This window comes from Bradyrhizobium sp. BTAi1, assembly GCF_000015165.1.
GTDB classification, from domain to species: Bacteria; Pseudomonadota; Alphaproteobacteria; order Rhizobiales; family Xanthobacteraceae; genus Bradyrhizobium; species Bradyrhizobium denitrificans.
Genome location: NC_009485.1, coordinates 4,147,730 through 4,173,017 on the forward strand (window position 1 = coordinate 4,147,730; position 25,288 = coordinate 4,173,017).

General features: G+C 65.2%; 15 protein-coding genes. 7 read left to right on the forward strand and 8 right to left on the reverse strand.

What is annotated here, in order from left to right; genetic code table 11:
• Nucleotides 1-139: 139 nt before the first annotated feature.
• Together BBTA_RS18500 and cas9 are read right to left on the reverse strand one after the other, a co-directional pair.
• Nucleotides 140-1,402 carry a methyl-accepting chemotaxis protein gene (locus BBTA_RS18500; protein ID WP_012044025.1) on the reverse strand — a complete coding sequence of 421 codons (1,263 nt, stop codon included), beginning with the start codon at nucleotides 1,400-1,402 and terminating at the stop codon, nucleotides 140-142.
• A gap of 323 nt (nucleotides 1,403-1,725) precedes the next feature.
• Entirely contained in the window at nucleotides 1,726-4,920 is a 3,195-nt protein-coding gene (gene cas9, locus BBTA_RS38215; protein ID WP_012044026.1) for a type II CRISPR RNA-guided endonuclease Cas9, read from the reverse strand.
• 421 nt (nucleotides 4,921-5,341) lie between these two features.
• On the opposite strand from cas9, the gene BBTA_RS18510 reads away from it, so the two are divergent.
• Both BBTA_RS18510 and BBTA_RS18515 read left to right on the forward strand, forming a co-directional pair.
• Nucleotides 5,342-6,508: a PLP-dependent aspartate aminotransferase family protein gene (locus tag BBTA_RS18510; RefSeq protein ID WP_012044027.1), complete on the forward strand. Its 1,167-nt coding sequence runs from the start codon at nucleotides 5,342-5,344 to the stop codon at nucleotides 6,506-6,508.
• A gap of 151 nt (nucleotides 6,509-6,659) precedes the next feature.
• Nucleotides 6,660-7,877: a LysM peptidoglycan-binding domain-containing protein gene (locus BBTA_RS18515; protein WP_012044028.1), complete on the forward strand. Its 1,218-nt coding sequence runs from the start codon at nucleotides 6,660-6,662 to the stop codon at nucleotides 7,875-7,877.
• A gap of 75 nt (nucleotides 7,878-7,952) precedes the next feature.
• Here BBTA_RS18515 and BBTA_RS18520 read toward each other — a convergent pair whose 3' ends face one another.
• Both BBTA_RS18520 and BBTA_RS38990 read right to left on the reverse strand, forming a co-directional pair.
• The gene (locus BBTA_RS18520) at nucleotides 7,953-9,314 is read right to left on the reverse strand and encodes a M23 family metallopeptidase (RefSeq protein WP_012044029.1); all 1,362 of its coding nucleotides are present in this window, start codon (nucleotides 9,312-9,314) and stop codon (nucleotides 7,953-7,955) included.
• A 106-nt stretch (nucleotides 9,315-9,420) separates the two neighbouring features.
• The gene (locus BBTA_RS38990) at nucleotides 9,421-10,128 is read right to left on the reverse strand and encodes a peroxiredoxin (RefSeq protein WP_012044030.1); all 708 of its coding nucleotides are present in this window, start codon (nucleotides 10,126-10,128) and stop codon (nucleotides 9,421-9,423) included.
• 498 nt (nucleotides 10,129-10,626) lie between these two features.
• On the opposite strand from BBTA_RS38990, the gene BBTA_RS18530 reads away from it, so the two are divergent.
• Together BBTA_RS18530 and BBTA_RS41370 are read left to right on the forward strand one after the other, a co-directional pair.
• Nucleotides 10,627-14,325: a DUF3971 domain-containing protein gene (locus BBTA_RS18530; RefSeq protein WP_012044031.1), complete on the forward strand. Its 3,699-nt coding sequence runs from the start codon at nucleotides 10,627-10,629 to the stop codon at nucleotides 14,323-14,325.
• Nucleotides 14,326-14,574: 249 nt separating this feature from the next.
• On the forward strand, nucleotides 14,575-17,298 hold the full coding sequence (locus BBTA_RS41370) for an autotransporter domain-containing protein (protein ID WP_012044032.1): 2,724 nt from the start codon (nucleotides 14,575-14,577) through the stop codon (nucleotides 17,296-17,298).
• 52 nt (nucleotides 17,299-17,350) lie between these two features.
• On the opposite strand, the gene BBTA_RS18540 is transcribed toward BBTA_RS41370, so the two are convergent.
• Together BBTA_RS18540 and tyrS are read right to left on the reverse strand one after the other, a co-directional pair.
• Complete coding sequence (locus tag BBTA_RS18540; protein WP_012044033.1) at nucleotides 17,351-18,619, reverse strand: MFS transporter; 1,269 nt, start codon at nucleotides 18,617-18,619, stop codon at nucleotides 17,351-17,353.
• Nucleotides 18,620-18,675: 56 nt separating this feature from the next.
• Entirely contained in the window at nucleotides 18,676-19,929 is a 1,254-nt protein-coding gene (gene tyrS, locus BBTA_RS18545; protein ID WP_012044034.1) for a tyrosine--tRNA ligase, read from the reverse strand.
• A 195-nt stretch (nucleotides 19,930-20,124) separates the two neighbouring features.
• Between tyrS and BBTA_RS18550 the strand changes: the two genes are divergently transcribed.
• A complete protein-coding gene (locus tag BBTA_RS18550; protein WP_012044035.1) occupies nucleotides 20,125-21,228 on the forward strand; it encodes an anhydro-N-acetylmuramic acid kinase in 1,104 nt (367 codons plus the stop codon).
• Between the two features lie 81 nt (nucleotides 21,229-21,309).
• Nucleotides 21,310-21,981 carry a glutathione S-transferase family protein gene (locus BBTA_RS18555; protein ID WP_012044036.1) on the forward strand — a complete coding sequence of 224 codons (672 nt, stop codon included), beginning with the start codon at nucleotides 21,310-21,312 and terminating at the stop codon, nucleotides 21,979-21,981.
• Nucleotides 21,982-22,173: 192 nt separating this feature from the next.
• Here the strand turns inward: BBTA_RS18555 and BBTA_RS18560 are convergent, their stop codons facing one another.
• Both BBTA_RS18560 and BBTA_RS18565 read right to left on the reverse strand, forming a co-directional pair.
• On the reverse strand, nucleotides 22,174-22,821 hold the full coding sequence (locus tag BBTA_RS18560; RefSeq protein WP_012044037.1) for an alpha/beta hydrolase: 648 nt from the start codon (nucleotides 22,819-22,821) through the stop codon (nucleotides 22,174-22,176).
• Nucleotides 22,822-23,097: 276 nt separating this feature from the next.
• Nucleotides 23,098-23,880, reverse strand: a complete 783-nt coding sequence (locus BBTA_RS18565) for a LytTR family DNA-binding domain-containing protein (RefSeq protein ID WP_244424039.1) — start codon at nucleotides 23,878-23,880, stop codon at nucleotides 23,098-23,100.
• Between the two features lie 235 nt (nucleotides 23,881-24,115).
• Here BBTA_RS18565 and BBTA_RS18570 point away from each other — a divergent pair, with 235 nt between their 5' ends.
• Nucleotides 24,116-25,279, forward strand: a complete 1,164-nt coding sequence (locus BBTA_RS18570; RefSeq protein ID WP_012044039.1) for a cysteine desulfurase family protein — start codon at nucleotides 24,116-24,118, stop codon at nucleotides 25,277-25,279.
• The last annotated feature ends 9 nt before the right edge of the window (nucleotides 25,280-25,288 follow it).

Consider the following 25,288-nt stretch of genomic DNA (forward strand, 5'->3'; position numbering starts at 1 on the left):
TGGGTCCCGGGTCAGCGCCTGCGCGGCGCCTCGCGCCGCTGTGGCTTGCCCGGGACGACACCGCGTTTGAAGCTGGCGCCTCCCAACTCGTAGCTCCGCAGCGCTGCTTGACGCGACGTGATACGTGGACGATCGAACCCTACGCCGCCTGCACGGCGTTCAAAAAGTCCTTCACCTTGCTGCGCAGCTCGTCGGCGTGCCTGGCGAGCTGGCCCGCCGCGCCCAGCATCTGCCGGGCGGCGCCGCCGGCGGATTCCACCGTCTGGCTGACCGAGCCGATATTGGTGGCGACCTCGCGCGTGCCGCTGGCGGCCTGGCTGACCGAGCGCGCGATCTCCTGGGTGGCGTGGCCCTGCTGGTCGACGGCGGTCGCGATCGTCTTGGCGATCTCGCTGATCTGGCCGATGGTCCCGCCGATGCCCTGGATCGCCGCGACCGTGTCGCTGGTCGCGCGCTGCATGGCGCTGATATGGGCCGAGATCTCGTCGGTTGCTTTCGCGGTCTGGCTCGACAGGCTCTTCACCTCCGAGGCGACCACGGCGAAGCCGCGGCCGGCATCGCCGGCGCGCGCCGCCTCGATGGTCGCGTTCAGCGCCAGCAGGTTGGTCTGGCTCGCAATGGCGTTGATCATGTCGGTCACGGCGCCGATCTTGGCCGCGGCATCCGCCAGGCTGTTGACCAGGTCGTTGGTCCGCGACGAGGCCTCGACCGCCTCTGAGGCGATCGTCGAGGAGGTCGCGACTTGGCGGTTGATCTCGCTGACCGAGCTCGACAGCTCCTCGGTCGCGCCGGCGACAGACTGGACGTTGGAGGAGGCGGAGTTGGACGCCGAAGCCACCAGCGCCACGCGCTGCGCGGCCTGGTCGGCAGTCGCGGTCAGCGAGGCGGCCGTCGTTTCCACCTCGCGAGAGGCGCCGGAAATGGCATTGGCGATCGCGCCGACGCTGGTCTCGAAATCCTTGGCGATCCGGTCGAGCGCGCGCTTCTTCTCCTCGCGGGCGGCGACCAGATCCGAGAGATCGCGGCGGAAGCTCATGACGTAGGTCTGGCCCTCGACCTGCGTCGGCACCAGCGTGATCTGCACCAGGGCCGGGCTGCCGTCGGCGCGCTTGGTGGTCCACTCGAAGCTGGCATGGCCCTCGCGCCTGGCTTGGGCGTCCATCTCGCGCACCATGTCGGCGGACCGCTTGCCGTTCGGCTGGAACTCCGGCGCCATCGTGGCGGGCGAGCGCGACAGCAGGTCCTGCTTGCTGCGGAAGCCGCCGAAACGGACTGCCGTTTCGTTGCAGGCGATGATCTTGCCCTCGGACATCACCAGAATGGCATCGCGATTGCGTTCGAAGACTTCGGTCATCAAGAGGTTGTGCGCGCGATCAGCCGACTTGCCGGAGAAGAAAGCCATGGGGGGTCCCGAATCCACTGTCAGAGAAGATTGAATCAGAGCTAGCAGGACAAAATTAACCAAAACCTTCGTGGCGCAGGCGCGCGGAAGAAATCGCCGGACGTCTCAGCCGCCGGACAATCACGGGGACGCCTTTCCCGCAGATCGAGGCGGCGCAGCCGGCGAGTGAAGTTTCATGCGCGATCAGCGATACGGCCAAGTTGCGCGTGGCTTTCGTTCACGAGACCGCTATGATGCCCCGGCGCGTTGAAGGTGTGGAGCACAGTTGCGGTTGGCCCTCAATCACCAGACCGCTATCTTCGCCTCAGTGCATGGCCCTGGCTTCAGGGCCATTTTTTTGGTCGCGTCCAGCCGATGCGAGTGGCGTCCTCGCTTCCTGTTTCAAGGCCGCGCTTGCGCCGCCAGGGCTGTCCCAGCGTATCGATCCGGACAAGCTCGGCGTTCCATTCGCGAAGCTTGTCAAAACTGGCGAAGAGCCACCGAAAGGAATCTTCCGGGTCGTCATGGCGGGTCTGAAACACGCCCGCCTGATGATGTTCGACGAGGTAGAGCAGGTTGTTCGAGGGCGAAAGCCTGACGATCTTCACGAACTTCTCCGCGCCAGCGTGATCGATGCGCAGCATGTCGCCCTTGAAGACCCGCATGATCGGTTGCGCCGCTGGCGCGTCATGCGACTCATTGGCTTGATTGGCCTGAAAGACGGTCGTGGCCCGCGCGATCCATCGGCCACTCTCGGCTTGCAGGATGTCGACGAAGGCATTCTCGCCTGCATTGTAGGACTTGTAGATGCGGCCGGCTTTGTCGCGGATCGGTACCAGATAGTCCGGCTTGATCGATTTGGTCAGGCGGACATGGCGAATGCCATTCGGGTGACCAGCAATGTCCCTGCGCTGCGCGAATGACAGCACCGCCGCTTTGAGCGTCTTGCCCTGCTGCCTTTCGCCGGCCACATGGGCTCTGACGAGGTCACGCAAGCGGCGATCGCGAATGCGGTCGATCTCCTTTTCGCTGATGTCCACGAAGGTCTTCCGATAGACCAGATTTGCACCATCCTCGGTTTCGGGGTGTTCGACGGTCCCATAGGCGGTGTCTTCATGCAGGCGGGCCTGGAGGCCGTGATCGGGCTTGTGCGATACGAGCATCGCCTTCAGCCTGGTCTCGAGATCGATCCGGAACGTCGGCCAGGGCAGGAGAACTTCGATCTTCCGTCGCGTATCGTCATGCGCGTTCGCCATGCGGCGCAGCAGCGCCTGGTCTGTCAGTGCCGCCACCAGCGCGTCGATGGCATGATGACGGTGGTCCTTGCGGCTCTTCGCGGCTCTGTCGTCGCTTCCGGGCAGCAAATCGTTGAGCTCCCATGTTGCGCGGAGCAGCGCTGTCAGCCGGCCCGGCAGAACGTGGATCCTGTGCGGGTGGGTGACCGCTGCGAGATATTGCTTGGCGACGCGCGCCAGCCAGCTGGTCTCGTTGAGCAGGCGTGCCTGAAAGTCGCCGAGCTCCTCGAATTGCGCCCGCGCGCCTGGACCGAAGCGCCAGCGCTTGCCGCGCGGCAGGCGCGCTGCGCGTTCTGCAATGTCCGCCCAATCGTAAGGCCTGCCTTGGCGATGGCCAAAGGCCTCGAACGGCGTTCGATTGCCCTTCTCACGATTGGCGTAGCGCATGCAGACCACTTTGTTGGCCGCGCTGTCGTCCCAGCTGATCGAGAATGGGATGAGGTGATCGATATCCACATCATCAGAGACCAGACGTTCGAGGCCGATCGCCTCGCCCGTATAGGGGCATTCGCTTGCAACATCGCCTTGCTCGTCCCAGAGCCGAAGCTTGAGGAGATTGTGCGTGCTCGCGGGGAGCCCGAGCTTGCGCAATAGGGAGGTACGCTTGTCGTTCTTGCGCTGGTTCTCGGCCTGCTCGCGTTCGAGCTCCGCCAGCCGTCGGGGCGACAGCTTCAGGTCACGCGTCAACTCGACGGTGATCTCGGCCGGCGGTCCATGCCATCTGATGAGCTCATTGACGACGCGTCGCAACTGGCCGATCCCGATGTGAACGGTGGGATTCGGCAAGCGGCCCCAGCGCCGTTCGTTGGTGTCGCGCTCATCGTCCGAGCCCACGACATCGTTCTGCAGCCATTGTCCATAATAGGGCAGGTAGCCGGTGGGAGAGAGCTTGCCGCCCGGCAGCAGAGCGTGATCATAGCCGGCCGCGCTGGCGGCCTCCGCGTAGGTCCTGCCAGCTTCCATGAGCGGCAGGACCCGCTTGATCGCCCTCAGTCCAAGCCTGCAATATCCGTCAGGCAGCAAGGCGGACAACGCCCGCTGCGCAGCTGCTTCATCAAGGCTGTGAGTTGTCCCGAGCGAGGCGATGATCGCTGCTTCATCGAGCGCGCTCTCCAGCAGCGCGACGATGTCGATCTGACGATCCAGGGACCGGTCATGCCATGCCGGGCCAAAATGCCTCCTGGCGGACAGGATCGCGCCGGTCGCGTCGCCCTTGAGGTGATCACGCCGGTCGCTTTCAAGGTTGAACCGCGCGTCCGACGGCAATCCGAGAAGGCCGCGGATCTCATCGAAGCTGAGTTGGTCGGTCTGTAGCAGTGCCCGTGCGACCTTGTCCTGATCCTCCTTGCCAAGCCTGGAAGACGTGGGGCCAGTCTCCACCACGGCTAGATTGCGGACGTCCTGCCAGATGCGGAAACGCTGCGCCAGGGGATGCGACCAGGCGCAGCGAAAGCCGTCGACGTCGTCCTGGCTGGTGGCGGGGTCGAGCGAGCATTTCCCGATCGACGGCCGCTTCATCGCGCGTTGAGAGAAGATCGCCTCGCGGATCGTGTCATGCGCTTCGGCCGTCATCGTTGGGTGATGCGGTGCCTGTGCCGCCCAGATGGCTTCGAACTCCGCATCAACCATCGCGCGTGTCGGATAGAATTCATACCGCGCCTGGACGTCGCCGCCGACAGGGCTGCGGGCGCGCACTGTGGCGCGGAGCTGATGACGGCGGTTGAGGAATTCGCCGAGCGTGCGCGCGCCGCACGCCTGCATCGATGTCTGCAGTCTGCCGGCCGCGGCCTTGATCGCGCTGGCGTCCTTGTCGCCTTGCTCGATCGCTCGATTGGCAAACAGGCCGCGCCGCTGGTTGAGGTGAAACAGCGCCCGGCCGACATGATGCAAAGGCAGCACTTCATCGAGCGCTTTCGCGCGGAGACCATAGGGATCGAGGCATTCCAATCGCTTTCGGGCCGGCTCATCGGCGGGCATCAAGCCGTGCTTGACCAGCAAGCCCATCAGCTTTCCGCGTCGCTGCAGATAGCGGTCTCGTCGTCGTCGTGCACTGCGTGCGAGGCGGCGACCGGCCGCATTGGATTGCTTGGATTGCGGGTTACGACCGTCGGGGAAAATCCTGACGCCGCCCGGGCCAAGGCCCTCGGGCTGTCCGTGATCGTCGAGCCAGACCACGAACCATCCCAGCGAATTGGCGCCGAGATCCACGCCCAGACGGTAGGCCCGTAAACTCGTTCTCTTCATGATGACTCATTAATTAACCTGCTCCGAGGAAGGAGCAGACAACCGAGCCGTCATTGTTCGATGGACGCAGCGCTGATTCAACTCTGAGGACCGGCTGCTTTGTTCTCGATTGCACCCCAGGTGTCGGATTGACACAACCTCAAGGGGAATAGATGCTGGTGGTGGTATCTATGTCGAATGCGTGGACAGAGGTTTTGCCAACGACGTAGCGGTCTGGTGATTGAGGGCCTCCCGTTAACAAGTTCGAATAGAGCACCAAATGGGGCGGGCTGCGGCTCGCCCCTTCCATTTGGTGCGCGCACTGGCGCGAGTCAGTTCGATGACGCAAGGAATCCAGCGTAATGGACCTTGCAGACGCTGCGCTCGCATCCGTGATCTCGTTTGGCTACGATCGTTGCGACGTCTCCTCACGAGGATTTTCATGCACGATCTCACCCGCTGTGTTCAGCACCCCACAGTGTCCCATGACGGCTTTTCGTCACTCGCGGTTCCGACCTTTCGCGCCTCGACCATTGTCTATAGCGATCCGCAGGCGTTCGCGCATCGCGCGGAGCGCGGCCTGGACGGCTACACTTACGGCCTGCATGGAACGCCCACGACGCGGACCTTGGAAGCGCAACTGACGGCGCTGCATGGCGGCGAACGCACCGTGTTGGTTCCGTCCGGGCAGGCGGCCGTCGCGGTGACGATGATTGCGGTGCTCAAGCCGGGCGACAAGGTGCTGATACCGGATCACGTCTATCCACCGGTACGTGACCTGTGCGCGAACTATCTCGCGTCGCGCGGCATCTCTTACGCGGTCTATGATCCGCTGATCGGCGCCGGTATTGCCGACCTCATTGATGCCAGCACGAAGCTCATATGGCTGGAGTCGCCGGGCTCCGGAACAATGGAGGTGCAGGATGTCGCGGCGATCGCTGCCGTCGCGAAGGCGAGGGGCGTGCTGACGGGCTGCGACAATACCTGGGCCAGTCCGTTGTTGTTCAAGCCGCTGGCGCATGGCGTCGATTTCGCGATCGAGGCGCTGACGAAATATGTCGGCGGCCATTCCGACCTGCTGCTGGGCTCGATCACGGTCAAGGATCTGGCTCTGCGCAGCGCGCTCAAGCAGGTGCTGGGCGTACTCGGCATCGGCGTCTCGCCCGACGAGGCGGCGCTGGCCTTGCGTGGTATCGAGACGATGGGCGTTCGCATCGCGCATAGCGGCCGTGTCGCGCGTGACTTTGCCGAACGGCTGCAGAGCGTGCCTGCGGTTGCGCGTGTTCTGCATCCGGCGCTGCCGTCCTGTCCGGGTCACGAGATCTTTGCGCGCGATTACACCGGCGCGAGCGCCGTTTTCAGCATCGTGATCCGGCCGGAGTTCACGGCGCGGATCCCTGTTGCGCTCGGACATCTGCGGTTGTTCGCGATTGGCGCGTCGTGGGGCGGCACCCACAGCCTGATCGCACCGATGGACGTCGCGGCCAGCCGCACGGTGCGCCCTTGGAATCCGGTGGAGGGATTGGTCCGGCTCAGCATCGGCCTCGAAGAGCCAAACGAACTCTGGGAGGACCTCACGCGCTTTCTTGCGGCGCTCGGGTCCGGCTGAGCTGCGCTCGTTAACCTCGTGGCGGCTCACATCGGGCGCGGCGGTCCGGAGTTTTGCGGAATCGTGCCGGCTTGGCCGCGATGGTGTATAGAGGGGGCTCGTAATGGCTCGGCGCAAGCACGAGCGAAATCGACCAGGGATGGAGCGACGCATGATCGTCAGCGGCAAAGCGGTGATCCGCATCGTCCTCGGCGTGGTGGCCGTCGCCGTGACGGCGGTCGCGCTGATCTTCGTGTTCGACCCAGCCATCAATTTTGATTTTCCGCCCTCCGCCAGGGAGAAGACGGCAGCGGGCGCAGGGGCGCCGGCCCAGTCCGGATCGGGCGGGGTCGCCGTGCAAACTCCTGGCGCTCAGGACCAGGATCGCGCTGCAAGCCCGCTCGCCAAGATGCAGCAGCAGGCGGGTGGTCTCGCAGACGTGCTGAGCCCGCTCGTTCCTCAGCCGAGTGCCGATAGCGATTTGCCGGCGTTTGACGTGGTCAATGTCGACCCATCGGGTGACGCCGTCGTCGCGGGCCGGGCGACGCCTGGGGCCGCCGTGGAACTGCTGCGCAATGGCGAGGTCCACGATCGCACCGTTGCGGATCGTTCCGGGCAGTTTGCCATGGTTCCACGGCGGCTCCCTGCGGGGACCTACGATCTGACCTTGCGGGCGAAGCTCGCGGATGGGCGAGAGCTGTCCTCGAAACAGAGCGTTGCCGTCATCGTCGAGGCTGGCCGACAGCCGGCGACCGTGGCCCTGCTCGCGCCCGGCGAACCGACCCGCGTTCTCTCGAAGCCTTCGGGATCGATCCCGCAGGCGCTCGCGGTGGACGCGGTCGACGTCGAGCCGAGCGGCATCCTCCGCGTCAGCGGCCGCGCGCGGCCGGGGGCGACCGTGAGACTTTACCTGAATGATCGCCTGATCTCCTCGGCGATCGCAGCCGCCGATGGACGTTTGAACATCACCATCGGCAAGGACGTGGCGCGCGCCAGCAACGACCGGATCCGGCTCGACGAGGTGGATCCGAAGTCGGGATCGGTTCAGGCCCGGGCCGAGGTGCCGTTAAGTCTGCCGGAGGACTCGACGACCGCCTCGCTGCCATCAGCCGCGGGAGCTGCAGGCAAGGCGAACGGCAGTCCGGCAGCTCAGCGCACAGCGCTCGCAGCCGCGGGTGGTTCCCAGGACACGGTCGCTCATGCCGGCGGAGGTGAGCCGAAGATGATCACCGTCACCGTCGCCCGCGGCGACAGCCTGTGGCACATCAGCCGGCGCCTGCTCGGCGGTGGGACGCGCTACGCCGTGATCTACAAGGCCAATCGCGAGCAGATCCGCAGTCCCGACCTGATCTATCCGGGTCAGGTGTTCCTGCTGCCGGCCAAGCGATAATGCGATGCTACCCGCGATCACGCGGCTTGCAAGATTGGCGAAACTTGGGAGAAGCGGTGTCGGCAGATGGCCGCGTCAACCGGCGCTGAGCCGCACGCCGGCGCGCAGGAATTTCTGCGGGTCGACCGCCTCGCCGTCGATGCGCGTTTCGTAGTGCAGATGCGGGCCGGTCGAGCGGCCGGTCGAGCCGACCTCACCGATGATGTCGCCGATCTTCACCTGCTGGCCGATCTTGACGTTGATCTCGGAGAGATGGCCATAACGGGTGGACAGGCCGTTGCCATGATCGACCTCGACCATGCGGCCATAGCCGCCTGACCAGCCAGCATTGACCACCTTTCCATTGGCGGTGACGCGGACCGGATCGCCTGTGGCTGCACGGAAATCGAGGCCCGTGTGCATCGCGGGCCGGCCGAGGAACGGATCGGAGCGCACGCCAAATCCGGAGGTGAACTCGACCTCTCCGATGACCGGCTTGCGATAGGGCACCAGCGACAGCGTGCGGTTCATCTTCTCGACCTGCGCGCGGGTGATGTTGATGCGATAGAGCTGGCGCTCGAACGGGCCGGATTCGGCGCCGAGCTTTACCGGCACGAAGGGGCCGCCCATCGCGCCCTTCGGGGCCGCAGCTTCGAGCTGGCCCATGTCGAGGCCGAGATCGGTGATCACGCCGCGCATCCGGCGCAGCTTCGATTCGAGCGTCTCTTCCGCCGACGACAGCATTGCCAGCTGCCGCGCTTCGACCTGGTCGAGCGAGCGCGTCAGCCGCGTCAGCACATTGTCGACGCCGGCGAGCTTGGTCGCCTGGTTCGGTTGCACGTTCGCCAGCACGGGGCTGCGCGATTCCAGCCGCGCCTCACGGTCTGGCGGCGCCGTGAAGATCACGGTATCGCTGATCGGCGACGGCTTCGGCGTGGCCGGCGCGGCGGACGGCTCGATCGCGGGGCCGCGCGCCGGCGGACGGATCGCGCCGGTCACATCGGGAATGCTGCCCAGCGCGGTGGCGCGGCCCTCGAGCGCGGTCTGGCGCTTCAGGATCTGGTCGAGCTTCTGGTCGAACTGCTCCTGGTCGAGCAATTGACGGCTGGTGGCGCGATCGACCTTGGCGCGCAGCTCCGCGATCCGATCCTCATAGGCGTATTGCATCTCGGCCTGACGGGCGATCAGGCGCGTCAGCACGTCGTCGCGGAATGCGAAATAGGTGGCGGTCGCCGCCGACCACAGGCCGAGCAGGCTGACGGTGCCGACGACGATCCAGAACACGACCGGGCCGATTCGGACCTGGCGGCCGGCATGCACCAGCGTGTAGTCGCTCTGCGAGGTGGCCGGAGCGGGGGCAGGGTGACCGACCGGAGAGCGCCGCTGCTGCACGGCGCGCCCGCGGTCATGCGAATGGTGCTGGGGATATTCGGCGTACTGGCCGGAACGATGCGACATCGACACTCCCGCGCCGGCCGGAGCTCATCGTTTCCAGCGGCGTCATTTACGGGAGGGATTTGACCCCTGCATGGTTAATTTTTCCCCAACACCATGCGTTGCAATCTCAGAGCTCGCGCGCCGCCGTGAGCACGGCGTCGGCATGGCCGTCGACCTTGACGTTGCGCCACACTTTGGCGACGCGGCCGTCGGCGCCGATCAGCACCGTGCTCCGGATGATGCCGAGGAATTTGCGGCCATAGAGGGATTTCTCGCCCCAGGCGCCATAGGCCTCCAGCATCTCGTGCGTCTCGTCGGAGATCAGCGGCACGGCCAGATCGTGCTTGTCGCGGAAATTGTCCTGCGCCTTGACCGAATCGGCGGATACGCCGAGCACCGCGGTGCCGGCGGCGGCAAACTCCTTGGTCAGGCGGGTGAAGTCGATCGCTTCCTTGGTGCATCCGGGGGTATTGGCTTTCGGATAGAAGAACAACACCAGCTTTTGTCCGGCATAGTCGGCCAGCGAAACGGTTCCGCCGCCGTCGCGCGGCAGCTTGAAGGCAGGGGCCTTGGCGCCCTCGGCCAGTACGATTCCGCCTGCAGCGGGGATGGTCGATGCGGGCTTCGCCTTCGCCGAGGGCTTGGTCGCGGGCTTGGCTGCCTTCTTGGCGACGGTCGTCTTGGCTGTTGTCGTCTTGGTCGCCTTGGCAGGCTTCGTCGTCACGGGCTTGGCGGTCTTTTTGACGGCCTTCTTGGCGGCCATTGCGGCCCGGTTCCCCGCGATCCCATCGCGGACTCCCGGATTGGAGGATTTCTTTCGTGATTCCTTTGACATACGCCTTCCTTTCGTCGCTTTCCGCAGCTCAATCATGAGAGTGTCTCGGTCCTTGTCCGGTGTCCCGGGAAATCTTGCATCCGTGCTTCGGCGCACGCGGGGGGCGACGCCTCTTGCGACGACGTGAAAATCACGGATACCAGCACGCGTGAGTACCAAAGCAATGACGACTCTCGTACCGTCTCCGGATCAGCTGTCCCCGTCACATATTCCGACCGGTCATAGTGAGGCGCAGCTTCGTCGGCACGAGCGGGTGGGCAAACCTCACGGCGGCAGGGTATAGTGACGAGGAGTTTGTGCGTCGTCTTCTCCGCGTCGCGGAATTGACGACAGCAGGCGGCTCGATTGGGCCCGTTTCTGTGGGACGGGCGGGGAAGCGGCGATGCCGGCGATCGAAGCGCGCAGCCTGTGAACGGGCGGGGCAACATCGGCGACCAATCTGGCTCGGGCCAGATTGTCACCTACGCATCCAACACCAGGGGCCAGCACCGAGAGGCAATGGCAAGACAGACATCCCCCCACCGGCCCCATCTGCAGGCGGACACCCAGGGCCAACAGTGGGATGACGCCGATTGGGATACGGCTCACCCCCACGACGCGGATGCAGCGCATGACGAGATCGCCGGCCAACGCGTCCGCAGGCTGCTGTCGCGCGACGATTCGGGCTCGGCTGCCCTGTCGGGCCGGTCCGGCAAGGCGCGCAAGGGCGGCCTGGCGCGGCGCATCGGCATTGCGCTGGTCGCTCTGGTCCTGATCCTGGCGATCGGGTTCGGCGGCTTGTGGCTGCGGCTCGGCGCCGGCCCGATCAGCCTCGACCTTGCGACGCCTTGGCTCGCCGCGGCGATCGCGGACAATATCGGTCACGGCAATACGGTCGAGGTCGGCGGCACGCAGATCGAGCGCGCCGGCCGCATCCGGATCGCGGTCCGGATTCGCGACATTGTCGTTCGCGATCAGGAGCAGGCGATCGTGGCCAGCGCGCCCAAGGCCGAGGTGCGGCTGTCCGGCGCTGCCCTTTTGATGGGTCAGCTCCGGGCCGAAAGCCTGAAGCTGGTCGATGCCGAGCTCGCGATCCGCATCACCCCGGACGGCACCGTCACGGTCTCCACCGGTGAGACCAGCAAGCCGCTTGCCACCGGCGTTGCCTCCAAGCGTGATGCAGGCCTGCCGCCGACCTTCCCGCGGCCGGGCCAGCCCGTCACGCCGCCGACCGCGCCCGAGGCGGCGACCCAGCAAGCTGCGCCCGCGAACCCGGCTGCCGCAGGGACCGCGGTGCCGGCGAGCGCCCAGAGCGGCCTGCTGGCCGGTCTCGACTGGCTCGACAGCCTCAGCCTGACCGGCCTCGATGGCCAGAACCTCAACGAGATCGGCTTGAAGAACGGCGTGCTGATCGTCGACGACCAGCAGCGCGGCAACAAATGGACATTCGAAAATATCAGCCTCAGCCTGCGCCGTCCCTCCGGCGGCGGCGTCGCGCTGAGCCTGGGCGAGGAGGGCGCCAAGCCGTGGCTGCTGCGGGTTTTGGTCGGACCGCCCTCCAACGGCGTGCGCTCGATCGACATCAAGGCCGACAAGGTCTCCACCAGCAACATCCTTCTGGCGCTGCGCCTGAAGGACCTGACCTACATGGCCGACCTGCCGCTGACCGGCGAGATCAAGGGCGAGCTCGCCCGTGACGGGCTGCCGACCTATCTGCGCGGCAAGATCAATATCGGCGCCGGCAACATCATCGATACCGATACGCCGGATTATCCGATGGCGATCGACTCCGCCGAGATGAGTATGGAATGGGATGCCGGCCGCCGCGTGCTGGTCGCACCGTTCAAGGTCATCTCGGGCGCCAACCGGATCACGCTGAACGCCAATCTGGAGCCACCCAACGACGCGGTCAATGATTGGCGGCTCGGACTGAGCGGCGGCACCATCCTGCTCGGCGCGATCGAGAACGAGGCGCCGCTGATCTTCAACCGGATCTCGATCAACTTCCGCTTCGACACCGAGGGCAAGCGCGTGGTGCTCACGCAGGCCGAAGTGTCCAACGGCGAGATCGGTGTCGCCGGGACCGGCAGCGTCGAATATGCCGGCGAGCCGCGGCTGAAGCTCGGCTTTGCCGCCACGCCGATGCCGGCACTGGCGTTGAAGCGGATCTGGCCGGCGCTGATCGTGCCGGAGGTGCGGGCCTGGATCATCGAACGGATCGAGCGCGGCAACGTGCAGCGCGTCGACGTCGCGGTGAACTCGCCGACCCGCAACCTGCCGCGCAAGGGACCGCCGATCCCCGATGACGGACTGGACGTCAACATCTTGGCGACCAATGTCACGGTGCATCCCGTCGACGGCCTGCCGTCGGTGCGCGATGCCGACATGAAGGCGCATGTCACGGGGCGCACCGCCACGGTGACCATCGGGCAGGGCGTGGCCGACACGCCCGCGGGGCGCAAGCTGAACTTCTCCGACGTCGTGTTCGAAGTGCCGGACATGGCGCCGAAGCCGTCGCCGTCGCGTCTGCGCATGCGCGTCGACGGGCAGGTCGCCGCGGCAGCGGAGATTCTCGCCTCTGATCGGCTCAACGACCTCTCGTCGGTGCCGATCGATCCGAACCAGACCAAGGGCACGTTCCAGGCCAATGTCACGCTCGCGATGCCGGTCAAGGGGGAGCTGACCAAGGCCGACACCAATTATACGGTCACTGCGGACCTCAGCGGCTTCGCCGCCGAAAAGCTGGTGATGAACCAGAAGCTCGAGGCCAATACGCTGAAGATCGTCGCCAACACTGCGGGTTATCAGGTCAAGGGCGACGTCAAGATCAACGGCCAACCGGCGACGCTCGACTATCGCAAGCCGACCGAGGGCGACGCCGACATCAAGATGCAGGCCGTGCTCGACGATGCCAGCCGTGCGCGGCTCGGCATGGATCTTGGCACGGCCGTGACCGGTGACGTGCCGCTCAAGCTGAACGGCAAGATCGCCGGCTCTCCCGATCGCGACAGCCGGCTCGGCGTCGAAGCGGATCTGACCAAGCTGAAGCTCGACAATCTGCTGCCGGGTTGGGTCAAGAATCCGGGCAAGGCGGGCAAGGCGACCTTCAACGTGGTCGCCAAGCAGCAATCGACCCGCTTCGAAGACATCAACGTCGAAGGCGGCGGGGTCGCGATCAAAGGCTCGCTTGAGGTCGACCAGAACGGCGACCTGATGAACGCCAACTTCCCGACCTATTCGCCATCGGAGGGCGACAAGACGCAGCTGAAGGCCGAGCGCGGCCAGGACGGCGTTTTGAAGCTGTCGATGCGCGGCGACGTGTTCGACGGTCGCGGCTTCCTGAAATCGGCGATCTCGGGCACCAACAAGGATGCCGAGAAGAACAAGGCGCGTTCCAATCTCGATTTCGATGCCGAGGTCAAGCTCGGAGCCGTCGCCGGCTTCAATGGCGAGGCGCTGCGCAGCGTCGATGTCAAGCTCTCCAGGCGCGGCGGCGCCTTCAAGAGCTTCAATCTCAGCGGCAAGGTCGGGCGCGATACGCCGGTCACCGCGGATATTCGGGTCGGCCGCGAGGCGCCGAGCTCCGATCCGCGCGCCCGCCGGCAGGGACGCGAGGTGATCTATCTCGTGACCAATGATGCCGGCGCGCTGCTGCGCTTTGCCGATACCTATACGAAGATGGCGGGTGGCGAGCTGGAGCTCGCGATGGAGCCGCCGACGGCCGACAGCAGCCCGAAGGAGGGGCTGGCGATCGTTCGCAATTTCACCGTCAGGGGCGAGCAGGCGCTCGATCGCGCCGCGTCCGGCGCGGTGCAGGGCGCCTCGCAAGGCATCGCCTTCACGATGTTGCGCGCGGAGTTCACACGGCAGAACGGGCTGCTCTCGGTTCGTGACGGCGTCGTCAAGGGACCGACGCTCGGCCTCACCCTCGAAGGCAGCATCGACTACAACGTCAACCAGGTCCGCGCCTCCGGCACGATCGTGCCGCTGTATGGGCTGAACAACATGTTCAACCAGATTCCGATCGTCGGTCTGTTCCTCGGCGGCAGCAATGAGGGTCTGTTTGGCGTGACCTACGAGGTCGTGGGAACGCCGAGCCAGCCGGTGGTGCGCATCAATCCGATCTCGGCGATGCTGCCGGGCGTGACGCGCAAGATCATGGATTTCAACACGGGCAAGCAGCAATACCCGCCGGGTGAGCTGCCGCCGAACAATTGAGGGGCTGGCGGCGCCGGTCGGCGTTGAGGCCGCTTTCCTGACGAATACCCTTGGTTGTGGTGGGCGCGCGAGACAAGCGACGCCCTGTCCAAGCTCGTCGATTGTCGAGGCACGTCGGCAGACACCTTCTTGGGGGCCCGCCGGTGCACCTGCAGGATTCAATGCGCGTATGGTGCAAGATCAGATTGCGGCATGCGTCGGCTTGCGACTATATTTCCGGTAGTTTCTTACTGTTTCTGAGAGTTCATTGTGAAACACTCGCTTGTCCTGGTCGGACTGCGTGCCGGCGTTTTTGCGCTGCTGGGTCTGATCGTCGCGCCGGATTCAGCCCGGGCCGGCTGCTCAATCGGCGGAACGGTTCAAACCTGCACTGGAGATGTGTCGGCGGGTGTTGCGGTCGATCCCTCCGCGGCCACGCTGCTGGTCAATTCACTGACCACCAGCATCACGCCGACCTCAGGGACTGCCGGCGTTTCGGCCGGGCAATTCACCTCCGATATTTCCAGCACGATCGATCTCGGGCCGTTTCAAATCATCACCTCCGGGGCTGGAGGGGTGAGGTTCATCAGTGCGCGAAACGTAGATCTCACATTCAAAGGGGCGATCTCCACCAATGGGGGTGCGGGGATCGTTGCGTACAGCGGTGGTGAGCCGAGCTTCGATGTCCGTGTCAGCTCGACGGGAAACATCTCGACCCGCGGGGCCGGCGCGGCCGGTATCACCGCCGGCACGAGTTGCTGCGGGGGCGTGACTCTTGACTCGACGGGAGACATCTCGACGAATGGGAACAGCTCCAACGGTCTTGTCGCGCAGGCGGGCGCCTTCTCGAGCGCGGTGACGTCGAAGGGAAACGTGACGACCGCAGGCGACAGCTCGGCCGCCATTGCGGCATTCAGCAGCGGCTCCCTGGCGAGGATCTCGTCGCAAGGCAACCTGGCGACATCGGGAAGCAGCGCTCCAGGAATCACTGCGTCCGGCAGGGACATCGCCATCAATTCGATCGGCAATATCGTCACGAGCGGAAGCGGGTCTGATGGCATCCTCGCGCGATCCACATCCTTTGGCCAACTCAGCTCCATCAGCTCGAACGGCAACATCACCGCGTCCGGCGACGGCTCCTACGCAATCCATGCCATCACGTCCAGTATAGGCAACACCACCGTGACCAACCTGGGAGGTACGATCTCCGGAGGGCCGGGAGCGGGCGCCGGCATCTACCTGCAGGGAGGCAACGCCAACGTCCTGACGAATTATGGCACGGTCACCAGCGCAGCGGGCACCGCAGGAAGCGCGATTTTGGGCGATACCGGCAACATTGTCGTCAACAATTCCGGCACCATCATTGGCAGCGTCAACCTCGGCCGCGGAACCAACAGCTTCAACAATCTTGCAGGGGCCGTGTTCGCGCCGGGCGCTTGGATTGCGCTCGGGGACGGAATGACGCTGACAAATAGTGGATTGCTCGCTCCCGGCGGGAGCGCCGCGATCCAGACGACCAATCTCAGCGGCAATTTGATCCTGAATTCGGGCGGAACCTATCTGGTCAAGGTCTCGCCCACCGCATCCGATCAGATCGTCGCGTCGGGAACGGCGGCATTGTCGGGCACGGTGAATGCGGTCTTCAACCCCGCCGCCTATGTGACCAAGCGATACACGATCCTGTCCGCGGCCGGCGGCCTTAACGACACGAGGTTCTCCACCTTGGTAGAGACCAACCTGCCCGCGAATTTTCATGCTGCGCTGAGCTACACCACCAAGGATGTCTACCTTGATCTGATCCTCAATTACGGACTTCCCGGTGGGCTCAAGGGCAACCAGGCCGCAGTCGGGAATACGCTGATCAACGTGTTCACCGGCAGTGGAATTCCGTTCGTCTATGCTGGGCTGACGGCGAATGGGCTGACGCAGGCCTCAGGTGAGGTTGGCACGTTGCCGCAGCACACGACGTTCGATGCAATGGGCCAGTTCATCGGGCTACTCACCGACCCACTGATACAAAGCACGGCCGCGCCTGCTTCGTGGTCCGGCCGGGCAGGGTTTGCGGGCGAGCGCGAGGCGAACCAGGCAAATCGGCGGGCCGACGCGTTTGCGATGTTCACCAAAGCCCCTCCGCTGCCATTCGTGCAGCACTGGAACGTGTGGACCGCAGGCTTCGGTGGGTCGCAATCGAGCAACGGGCAAGCGAGCGTTGGATCGAGTGACACGACCAGCCGAATCTACGGTGCAGCTGCGGGGGCCGACTACCTGTTTTCGCCGAATACGCTGGCGGGCTTCTCGCTCGCCGGAGGTGGCACGAATTTCAGCATCAACGGACTCGGTTCGGGACGCTCTGATCTTTTTCAGGTCGGTGCGTATATGCGCCACACGGACGGACCGGCCTACGTCTCGGCAGCGGCGGCTTATGGTTGGCAGGACATCACGACCGATCGCTACGTGACGATCACAGGCGTCGATCATCTCCGCGCGGCGTTCAACGCGAACGCCTATTCCGGCCGGGTCGAAGGTGGCTACCGCTTTGTCGGACCTTGGAGCGGTGGCGTCGGCATCGCGCCCTACGCAGCGGCGCAGGTCACCACGATCGCCCTGCCGTCCTATTCGGAGCAGGTGGTCTCCGGTGCCGGAAGCTTCGCCTTGAATTACGCTTCGAGGAGCCCGACCGACACCCGCAGCGAGCTCGGCTTCCGTACTGACAAGTCGTTTGCGGTGACAAATGGTGTGCTCTCTCTTCGTGGCCGCCTTGCCTGGGCGCATGACTTCAATCCCGACCGGGCGACTGCCGCAACATTCCAGGCGGTGCCCGGGGCGAGTTTTGTCGTCAATGGGGCGGCGCAAGCCAGAGATTCGGCGCTGACCAGCGCCGCGGTCGAGATGCATTGGATGGCCGGCTGGTCGGCGGCAGCGACCTTCGAAGGGGAGTTTTCGGATACGACCCGCTCATATGCGGGCAAAGCCGTCGTTCGCTACGCGTGGTAGCCGGGTCGCTTCCGGTGCGCGAGCGCAGCAGGTCGCGACGCGCGCGGCTTGCTCAGCTCCGCAGCGCCGGCACGACCAGGAACGGGATCATGCCGATGATGACGCTGACGAGCGCCAGCAGGATGACCGCGTCGTAGCCATGCGTGAGATCGTGGATGACGCCGCCGCTCCATGATCCCAACGCCGAGCCGAGCCCGCTGCCGATCGTGATGGTGCCGTAGATCGTGCCGAGCCGCTTGCCGCGGAAGATCTTCATCGCCGTCGCCGACAACAGCGGTCCGCGCGAGCCGATCATGCTGCCGAAGCAGACGACGAAGCCGGTGAGCAGAAGGATGTTGGGCCAGACCTGCAGCGCCCACAGCATCAGGATGCCGGCGATCGAGACCGCATAAGAGAACAGCACTGACGGACGCCGGCCGATCAGCCCGTCGAGCGCGGAGACGCCGAGCATGCCGAACAGCAGCACGACGCCGGAGAAGCCCCAGGCGGTGGCCGCCTGCAGCGGCGCGAATCCGGCATCGATCAGATAGGCGACGACCTGCGGGGCGATCGCATACATGCCGATCGCGGTGAAGAAGAAGGTCGCAAACAGCGCCCAGAAGGCGTGATGGCGCAGCGCGCGCGACAAGGTCCAGGCATCGTCGGTGAAGTCTGCGGCGATCGGTTTGGTGACGTGGGGGGCGCCGGCCGCAAACAGCCGCCAGGGCAGAAGGGCCAGCGGCAGCAGCAGGACGAATGCCGTGATGCCAAACAACTGATAGGCGCTGCGCCAGCCGATGGCATCGATCAAGAGCTGCGAGCCCGGCAGCAGCAGCAGCACGCCGGCGCCGGTGGCCGAGTAGATCACCGCCATGGCGGTCGGCAGCTTCTTGCCGAACCAGCGTCCGAGCAGGATGGAGTTCGGGACGTTGCCGATCAGCGCGATGCCGCTGCCGACGCACAGGCCGATGCTGAGCTGGAACTGCCACAGCGCCTGGGCATGCGCGGCCGCCGTGAACGCCGTTCCGAGCAGCAGCAGCCCGAGCGCATAGACCGCGCGTGGCCCCGAATGGTCGAACAGCCGGCCGATCAGCGGGGCGGCGAGACCGCCGGCCAGCGCCGTCAGCGAATAGATCGACACCACCTCGGCACGGTCCCAGCCGAAGCTGTCGGAAATCGGCTTGAGAAAGACGGTGAAGCTTTCGCCGAGCCCCCGGCCGAGCACGGACAGCGCAAAGCACAGGCCGAGCACGACCAAGGCCGTCCGTGCCGCCTTCGCAGGCGGCGGAGCAGGCGGGGTTTCCTCGGCTTGCGCAGGCTCTTGCGGCGCGCTGATCGTCATGGCTGTCAGGGAGCGCGTTTCGACGTTCCCTGACAAGCAGTCAAAAACGAATGCCCCTATGCAGGCTTGACCAGCACATGGCGCTTCTTGCCGAGCGACAGCTTGATCACGCCTTCAGCGGTCAGTTCCTTCGCCGTCAGCGCCATCTTCTCGTCGGTGACGGCGACGTCGTTGACGCGCAGCCCGCCGCCCTTGATCTGCCGCCGGGCTTCGCCGTTCGATGCCACGAGTCCTGCTTTGACGAAGGCATTGAGCACGCCGAGACCGGCGTCGAGCTCGGCCTGGGCCACTTCCACCGTCGGCAGGTTCTCAGCGATCGCGCCTTCCTCGAAGGTGCGGCGCGCGGTCTCGGCTGCGGTGCGCGCGGCCTCTTCGCCATGCAGCAAAGTGGTGGCCGCATCCGCTAGCGCCTTCTTGGCCTCGTTGATCTCGGCGCCCTGGAGCGCGCCGAGCTTCTCGATCTCGGACAGCGGCAGGGTGGTGAACAGCTTGAGGAACTTGACGACGTCGGCGTCCTCGGTGTTGCGCCAGTACTGCCAGAAATCATACGGGCTGCACTGATCGGCATTCAGCCAGATCGCGCCTTGCGCGGTCTTGCCCATCTTGGCGCCGGAGGCGGTGGTCAGCAGCGGCGTGGTCAGCGCGAACAGCTGCTCGGTGCCCATGCGGCGGCCGAGCTCGACGCCGTTGACGATGTTGCCCCACTGGTCCGAGCCGCCCATCTGCAGCCGGCAGCCGGTGCGCCGCGACAGCTCCACGAAGTCGTAGGCCTGGCAGACCATGTAGTTGAACTCGATGAAGCTCATCTCCTGCTCGCGCTCGAGCCTGAGCCGGACCGAGTCCATGGTCAGCATGCGGTTGACCGAGAAGTGCCGGCCGATGTCGCGCAGCATCTCGATCCAGTTCAGCTTGGTCAGCCATTCGGCATTGTCGAGCATGATGGCGTCGGTGGCGCCGTCGCCGTAAGCCAGCACCTTGGCGAACACGCCACGGATCGAGGCCTTGTTGGCCTCGATCTCCTCGACCGTGCGCATGGCGCGGGTCTCGTCCTTGCCGGAGGGGTCGCCGACCATGGTGGTGCCGCCGCCCATCAGGGTGATCGGCTTGTTCCCGGTCTGCTGCAGCCAGTACAGCATCATCATGGTCAGGAAGTTGCCGATATGCAGCGAGCGTGCGGTGCAGTCATAGCCGACATAGGCAGTCGCCTGGCCCTTGGCGGCGAGCGCATCCAGGCCCTCGAAATCGGAGCACTGATGGATGAAGCCGCGGCTCTGCAGCACGTTCAGGAAGTCGGACTTGAAGCCAGTCATTCTCGGCAACTCTGAGTATTTGTTTACGGTGTTGACCGCTTGTCGCGGCTCCGGCACGGAAGGGCAGATGGCAGGGGTCCGGGCGATGTGGCATTATAAGATGCGCCGGGCTTGTACAAGCATGTGCACGGCTCCGGTGGGACCTCAAATCGGCCGCACTTGGCAATCAGGGCAGGGTTTTCAGGTTCGACTGCAATGATTCTGACCGCACTTGGCCTCATGAGTGGCACCTCGCTGGACGGGGTGGACGTGGCCTTGATCCAGACGGATGGGCGGCAGATCAAGAGCCTGGGTCCCTCCGGCTACCGGCCCTACAGCGCCGCCGAGCGCAGCCTGCTGCGCCAGGCGCTTGCAGATGCGGTGCAGATCGAGCGGCGCGAGGAGCGGCCAGGGCGAGTGCGGGAGGCCGAGCAGGCGGTGACGCTGGCGCATGCAGAGGCGATTGCGGCGTTCCTGGCGCAGCACCGGCTGATGCCCGAAGACGTCGACATCGTGGGCTTCCATGGGCAGACCGTGCTGCACCGGCCGGAACGGCGCCTGACCGTGCAGATCGGCGACGCCGCGGCGCTGGCCAAGGCCGTCCACATGCCTGTGATGCACGACTTCCGCGCCGCCGACGTCGATTTCGGCGGCCAAGGTGCCCCGCTTGTGCCGGTCTATCATCGCGCGCTGACCCAGTCGCTGTCACGCGACGGGCCGATCGCGGTCGTCAATATCGGCGGCGTCGCCAACATCACTTATATCGACGGCGAGGATGTGCTGATCGCCTGCGATACCGGTCCGGGCAATGCGCTGCTCGACGATTTCGTCTCCCGGACGACCGGGCAACCGTTCGATCAGGATGGTCGGCTGGCTGAGCAGGGGCGGCCGGACGAAGCCTGGATCGCCCAGGCGCTGCAACTCCCGTTCTTTGCCCTGCCGCCGCCGAAATCGCTCGACCGCAACGACTTCGCTGCGCTGAAGCTGGATCAGGCCATTCCGGCCGACGGCGCGGCGACCTTGACGGCGTTCACGGTTGCCGCCATCGCGCGCGTCGTTCCGTTGTTGCCGAAGCCGCCGGCGAGCTGGATTGTCTGTGGCGGGGGGGCCCGCAACCATACCATGATGCGGATGCTGCGGGCGCGGCTCGCGCCGGCGAGCGTCGAATCGGCGGACGCGCTCGGCTGGTCGGCCGATGCGATCGAGGCCCAGGCGTTCGGGTTCCTGGCGGTCCGCGGCATGAAGGGGCTGCCGCTGAGCTATCCGACCACGACCGGCGTGCCATTTCCGATGACCGGCGGCGTGATCGCGCGTCCGTGATTCATGCAGTTGCATGAACCTTGACAGCTTGATGCACCTGCATCTAGTTTAATGCATCTGCATTGAACTGCCGAGGATGTCATGACGCTGAAGCTGATCAGCCACAAGCTCTGCCCCTATGTGCAACGCGCCGTCATCGCGCTCAAGGAGAAGGGCGTCGCGTTCGAGCGGATCGACATCGATCTCGCCAACAAGCCGGACAGGTTCCTGAAGCTCTCGCCGCTCGGCAAGGTGCCGGTGCTGGTGGTGCGCTCAGCCGAAAGCGAGGTGGCGCTATTCGAGAGCAACGTCATCTGCGAGTATATTGAGGAGACGCAGGCTGGCGCGCGGCTGCATCCGGCGGATCCGCTGACCCGCGCCCAGCATCGCGCCTGGATGGAGTTCGGCTCGGCGATCCTCGGCGACCTCTGGGGCCTGGAGACGACGCAGGACGCCGCGACGTTCGCGGCCAAGCGCGACGCGCTGGCCGCGAAGTTCGCCCGCGTCGAAGCGGCGCTGGGCGAGGGGCCATATTTTGCCGGCGCGCAGTTCAGCCTGGTGGACGCCGTGTTCGCGCCGGTCTTCCGCTATTTCGATGTGTTCGATGCCTACGGCGATCTCGGCATTTTTGCCGCTACGCCGAAGGTCCGAGCGTGGCGCGATCAGCTCGCGCAGCGGCCGAGTGTGCAGACGGCGGTCGGCGCCGACTATCCGGAGCTGCTCCGCGCGTTTCTGGCGCGGCACGATGCGTATTTGTTGAAGCAGGCGGCGTAGGGACGTTGTTGTCGTACCGAACGCGCATACCACTCACAGGGTCATCGCCCGGCTTGACCGGGCGATCCAGTAGTCCGAGGCGCCGACGATCAGCCGAGAGGTCGCGGCGTACTGGATCACCCGCTTTCGCGGGTGATGACGGCAGCGGCTTACGGCACGACCGTTCGAATGTCCGGCAACGACGCGCCGACCTCACCTCACATTGGCGAGGCGCATATCCAGATAAGCCGTGATCGTCTCCATCAGCGGCTCGAGCTTGCCGTCGAAGAAGTGGTTGGCGCCGGGGATGATCTGCTGGTCGATGACGATGCCCTTTTGAGTCTTGAGCTTCTCCACCAGCGTGTTGACGTCCTTCGGCGGGACGACCGCGTCCTTCTCGCCATGGACGATCAGGCCCGAGGACGGGCAGGGCGCCAGGAAGGAGAAGTCGTAGAGGTTGGCGGGCGGGGCGATCGAAATGAAGCCCTCGACCTCGGGACGGCGCATCAGGAGCTGCATGCCGATCCAGGCGCCGAAGGAGAAACCGGCGACCCAGCAGGCACGGGCTTCGGGGTTGATGGTCTGCGCCCAATCGAGCGCCGACGCCGCATCGGACAATTCGCCGGTGCCATGGTCGAACGAGCCCTGGCTGCGGCCGACGCCGCGGAAATTGAAGCGCAGCACCGAAAAGCCGCGATGCGCGAAGGCGTAGTAGCACTGATACACGATCTGGTGGTTCATCGTGCCGTGGAACTGCGGATGCGGATGCAGGATCATCGCGATCGGCGCGTTCTTCTGCTTCGCCGGATGGTAACGGCCTTCGAGGCGGCCGGCCGGACCGTTGAAGATGACTTCAGGCATCAGAGAATCCTTGGCAGAGCATCGACCGACTCCGTCCGTGCTTCATCTGGCGCCTCGCCGACGATATCAGCAGGAAAAGTGGTGATCGAGCACCGTCCGCTCACTTGAACAGAACGGCGCATGCGTGACTGGAAGTTGGCCTTCTAACATGGAGCGCAGGGCAAAAAGCAAGGCTTTTCAACGCCCGGCCATGGCGGCCCCGAGCGTGGATTGCGGCGACGGATTGCTGCGCGCGGCCTCCGGTGGCCGCTTGGCCCCCGCAGGCGCTCCAGGCAGTTAATTGAAAACGCTGGAGTTTTCTTTTTCCCTGCCGGCGGCTTCCGGCGCCGTCGCTGGCGTCTGCTCCGAAAACGCAACGGCGCTGCGATAGCGGCGGCTGCCCTGGACCGTCTGCCCGGTGTCAAACGTCAGGGTGAAGTCTCCGGAGGGAAGAGAGGAAAGCGCGTTTACCCGGGCCATGTTGACCAGCCGGCCGCGGTGGATCCGCACCAGTTCGAACCGGGCAAGCTCGCTCTCGGCGGCGGTGAGAGTGCCGCGAATAAGGTGCTGCCTGCCGTCCGCCATGGCGTATTCGACGTAATTGCCTGCCGAGGCGACCCACAGGATGTCCGCCGGCGAAATTCGGACGCGGTTGGCGCCGTCGCGCAGCCACAGGGTCGCGGGAGCCGGCGTGTCACGGGGGGCCTGGCGCGCGGCGCCGTCGCGATAGCCGTCATAGAGCCAGAGCGTCGTGCCGATCAGCAGCGCAGTCATGATGTCCTTGCGGAACTCGTACATGACTGTGGGCCATGAGAGGTGAAAGTCATAGCTGCCGCCAGCGGCCCACATCAGGAGCTTGCGCAGTGCCACCATGCCGATGATGTGGAGCGCGGAGAACGCGACGATGGCCAATGCAGCGCGTGCGGCGCTATGGGGTGCAACGGGCGCCGGGCGGATCGATCGGACGGTCGCGACCAGCAATGGCGCCAACAGGATGATGACCAGGATGCTGGTCATTTCGCCGAGCAGCGGCGTTCCGAGATCGTAGGGCGCGCCCCGCCTGGCCGCGTCCTGGGCCAATGAGAAGGCGTTGACGAGGCCGACACCGACCGAAAGCACGGCTGTCGTCATATAGAACGTCCGATCGTTCGGACGCAGGATCAAACCGCTGAGCTTGTTCATGGGACCGCACTCGCCATCTCATCCCATAGCGGACATTACCATTGTCTCGCCCCGGCGGCAGCCGCAGACGACCGGTCGCGGGTCGCCGGAGCTGCAGTGGCCGTTGACGACACCAGTTGATATGAAGTGATCCATGGCTGACAGGGTGTACCTCGATTGGAATGCGACGACGCCGCTGCGCCCGGAAGCACGCGCGGCGATGATCGCGGCCATGGATCATCTCGGCAATCCCTCCTCGGTTCATGCTGAGGGCCGCAAAGCCCGGCGGCTGGTGGAGGATGCGCGCGAGGTCATCGCCCGCGGCCTCGGTGCCATGGCCCGCCGCGTCGTGTTCACGTCCGGCGGCACCGAGGCCAATGTTCTGGCCCTGAGCCCAGGGCTCAAGGCGCCGGCCGGCAGGATCGAACGCCTGCTGGTTTCGGCTGTCGAGCATGCGTCGGTCCTGGCTGGCGGCCGTTTTGATCCCGCGAAGATCCAGAGCATCCCGGTCGACCCGTCCGGCGTGGTCGATCTGGGCCGCCTGGACCTGCTACTGGCCGGCGGGCCGCCGGCGCTGGTTTCCGTGATGGCAGCCAACAACGAGACCGGGGTGCTTCAACCGGTTTCGCAGGTCGCTGAGCTCGTGCGGCGGGCTGGTGGGGTCCTGCACGTCGATGCGATCCAGGCTTTTGGAAAGATCCCGCTGGATATCAACCAGATGGGCGCAGATCTTGTGTCGCTTTCTGCACATAAGATCGGCGGCCCCAAGGGGGTCGGCGCGCTGGTGCTGGGGAGTGGCGTCGAGGAGCCGATCCCCGTGCTGCGCGGCGGCGGCCAGGAGCGAGGCCGTCGCGCGGGAACCGAGAATGTGCTGGGAATCGCGGGATTTGGCGCGGCTGCCGGTGCGGCCCTGGTTGGGCTGGAGAGCGATCAGGCGCGGCTCGGGGAATTGCGCGACCGGCTGGAAGCGGGCCTTCGGCAGGTCGCGGAGGTGACGGTATTCTCGTGTGGCGTTCCGAGGCTGCCAAACACGACACTGTTCACTGCCGACCGGATGAAGGCGGAGACCGCAGTGATCGGGTTCGATCTGGAAGGTATTGCGGTGTCCTCCGGCTCGGCCTGTTCGTCCGGCAAAGTGCAGCCATCCCATGTGCTCGAAGCCATGGGCGTCGGTCCCGCGGTCGCCCAGGGAGCGGTGCGCCTCAGTCTGGGCTGGTCCACCACAGAGGCGGACGTCGATCGCTGCCTGCAGGCTTGGCGAAAGCTGTCATTGACCCTACTTAAGAGAAGCGACGAAACCGTGCTTGAGCGATTCTAAGGGCGTGAT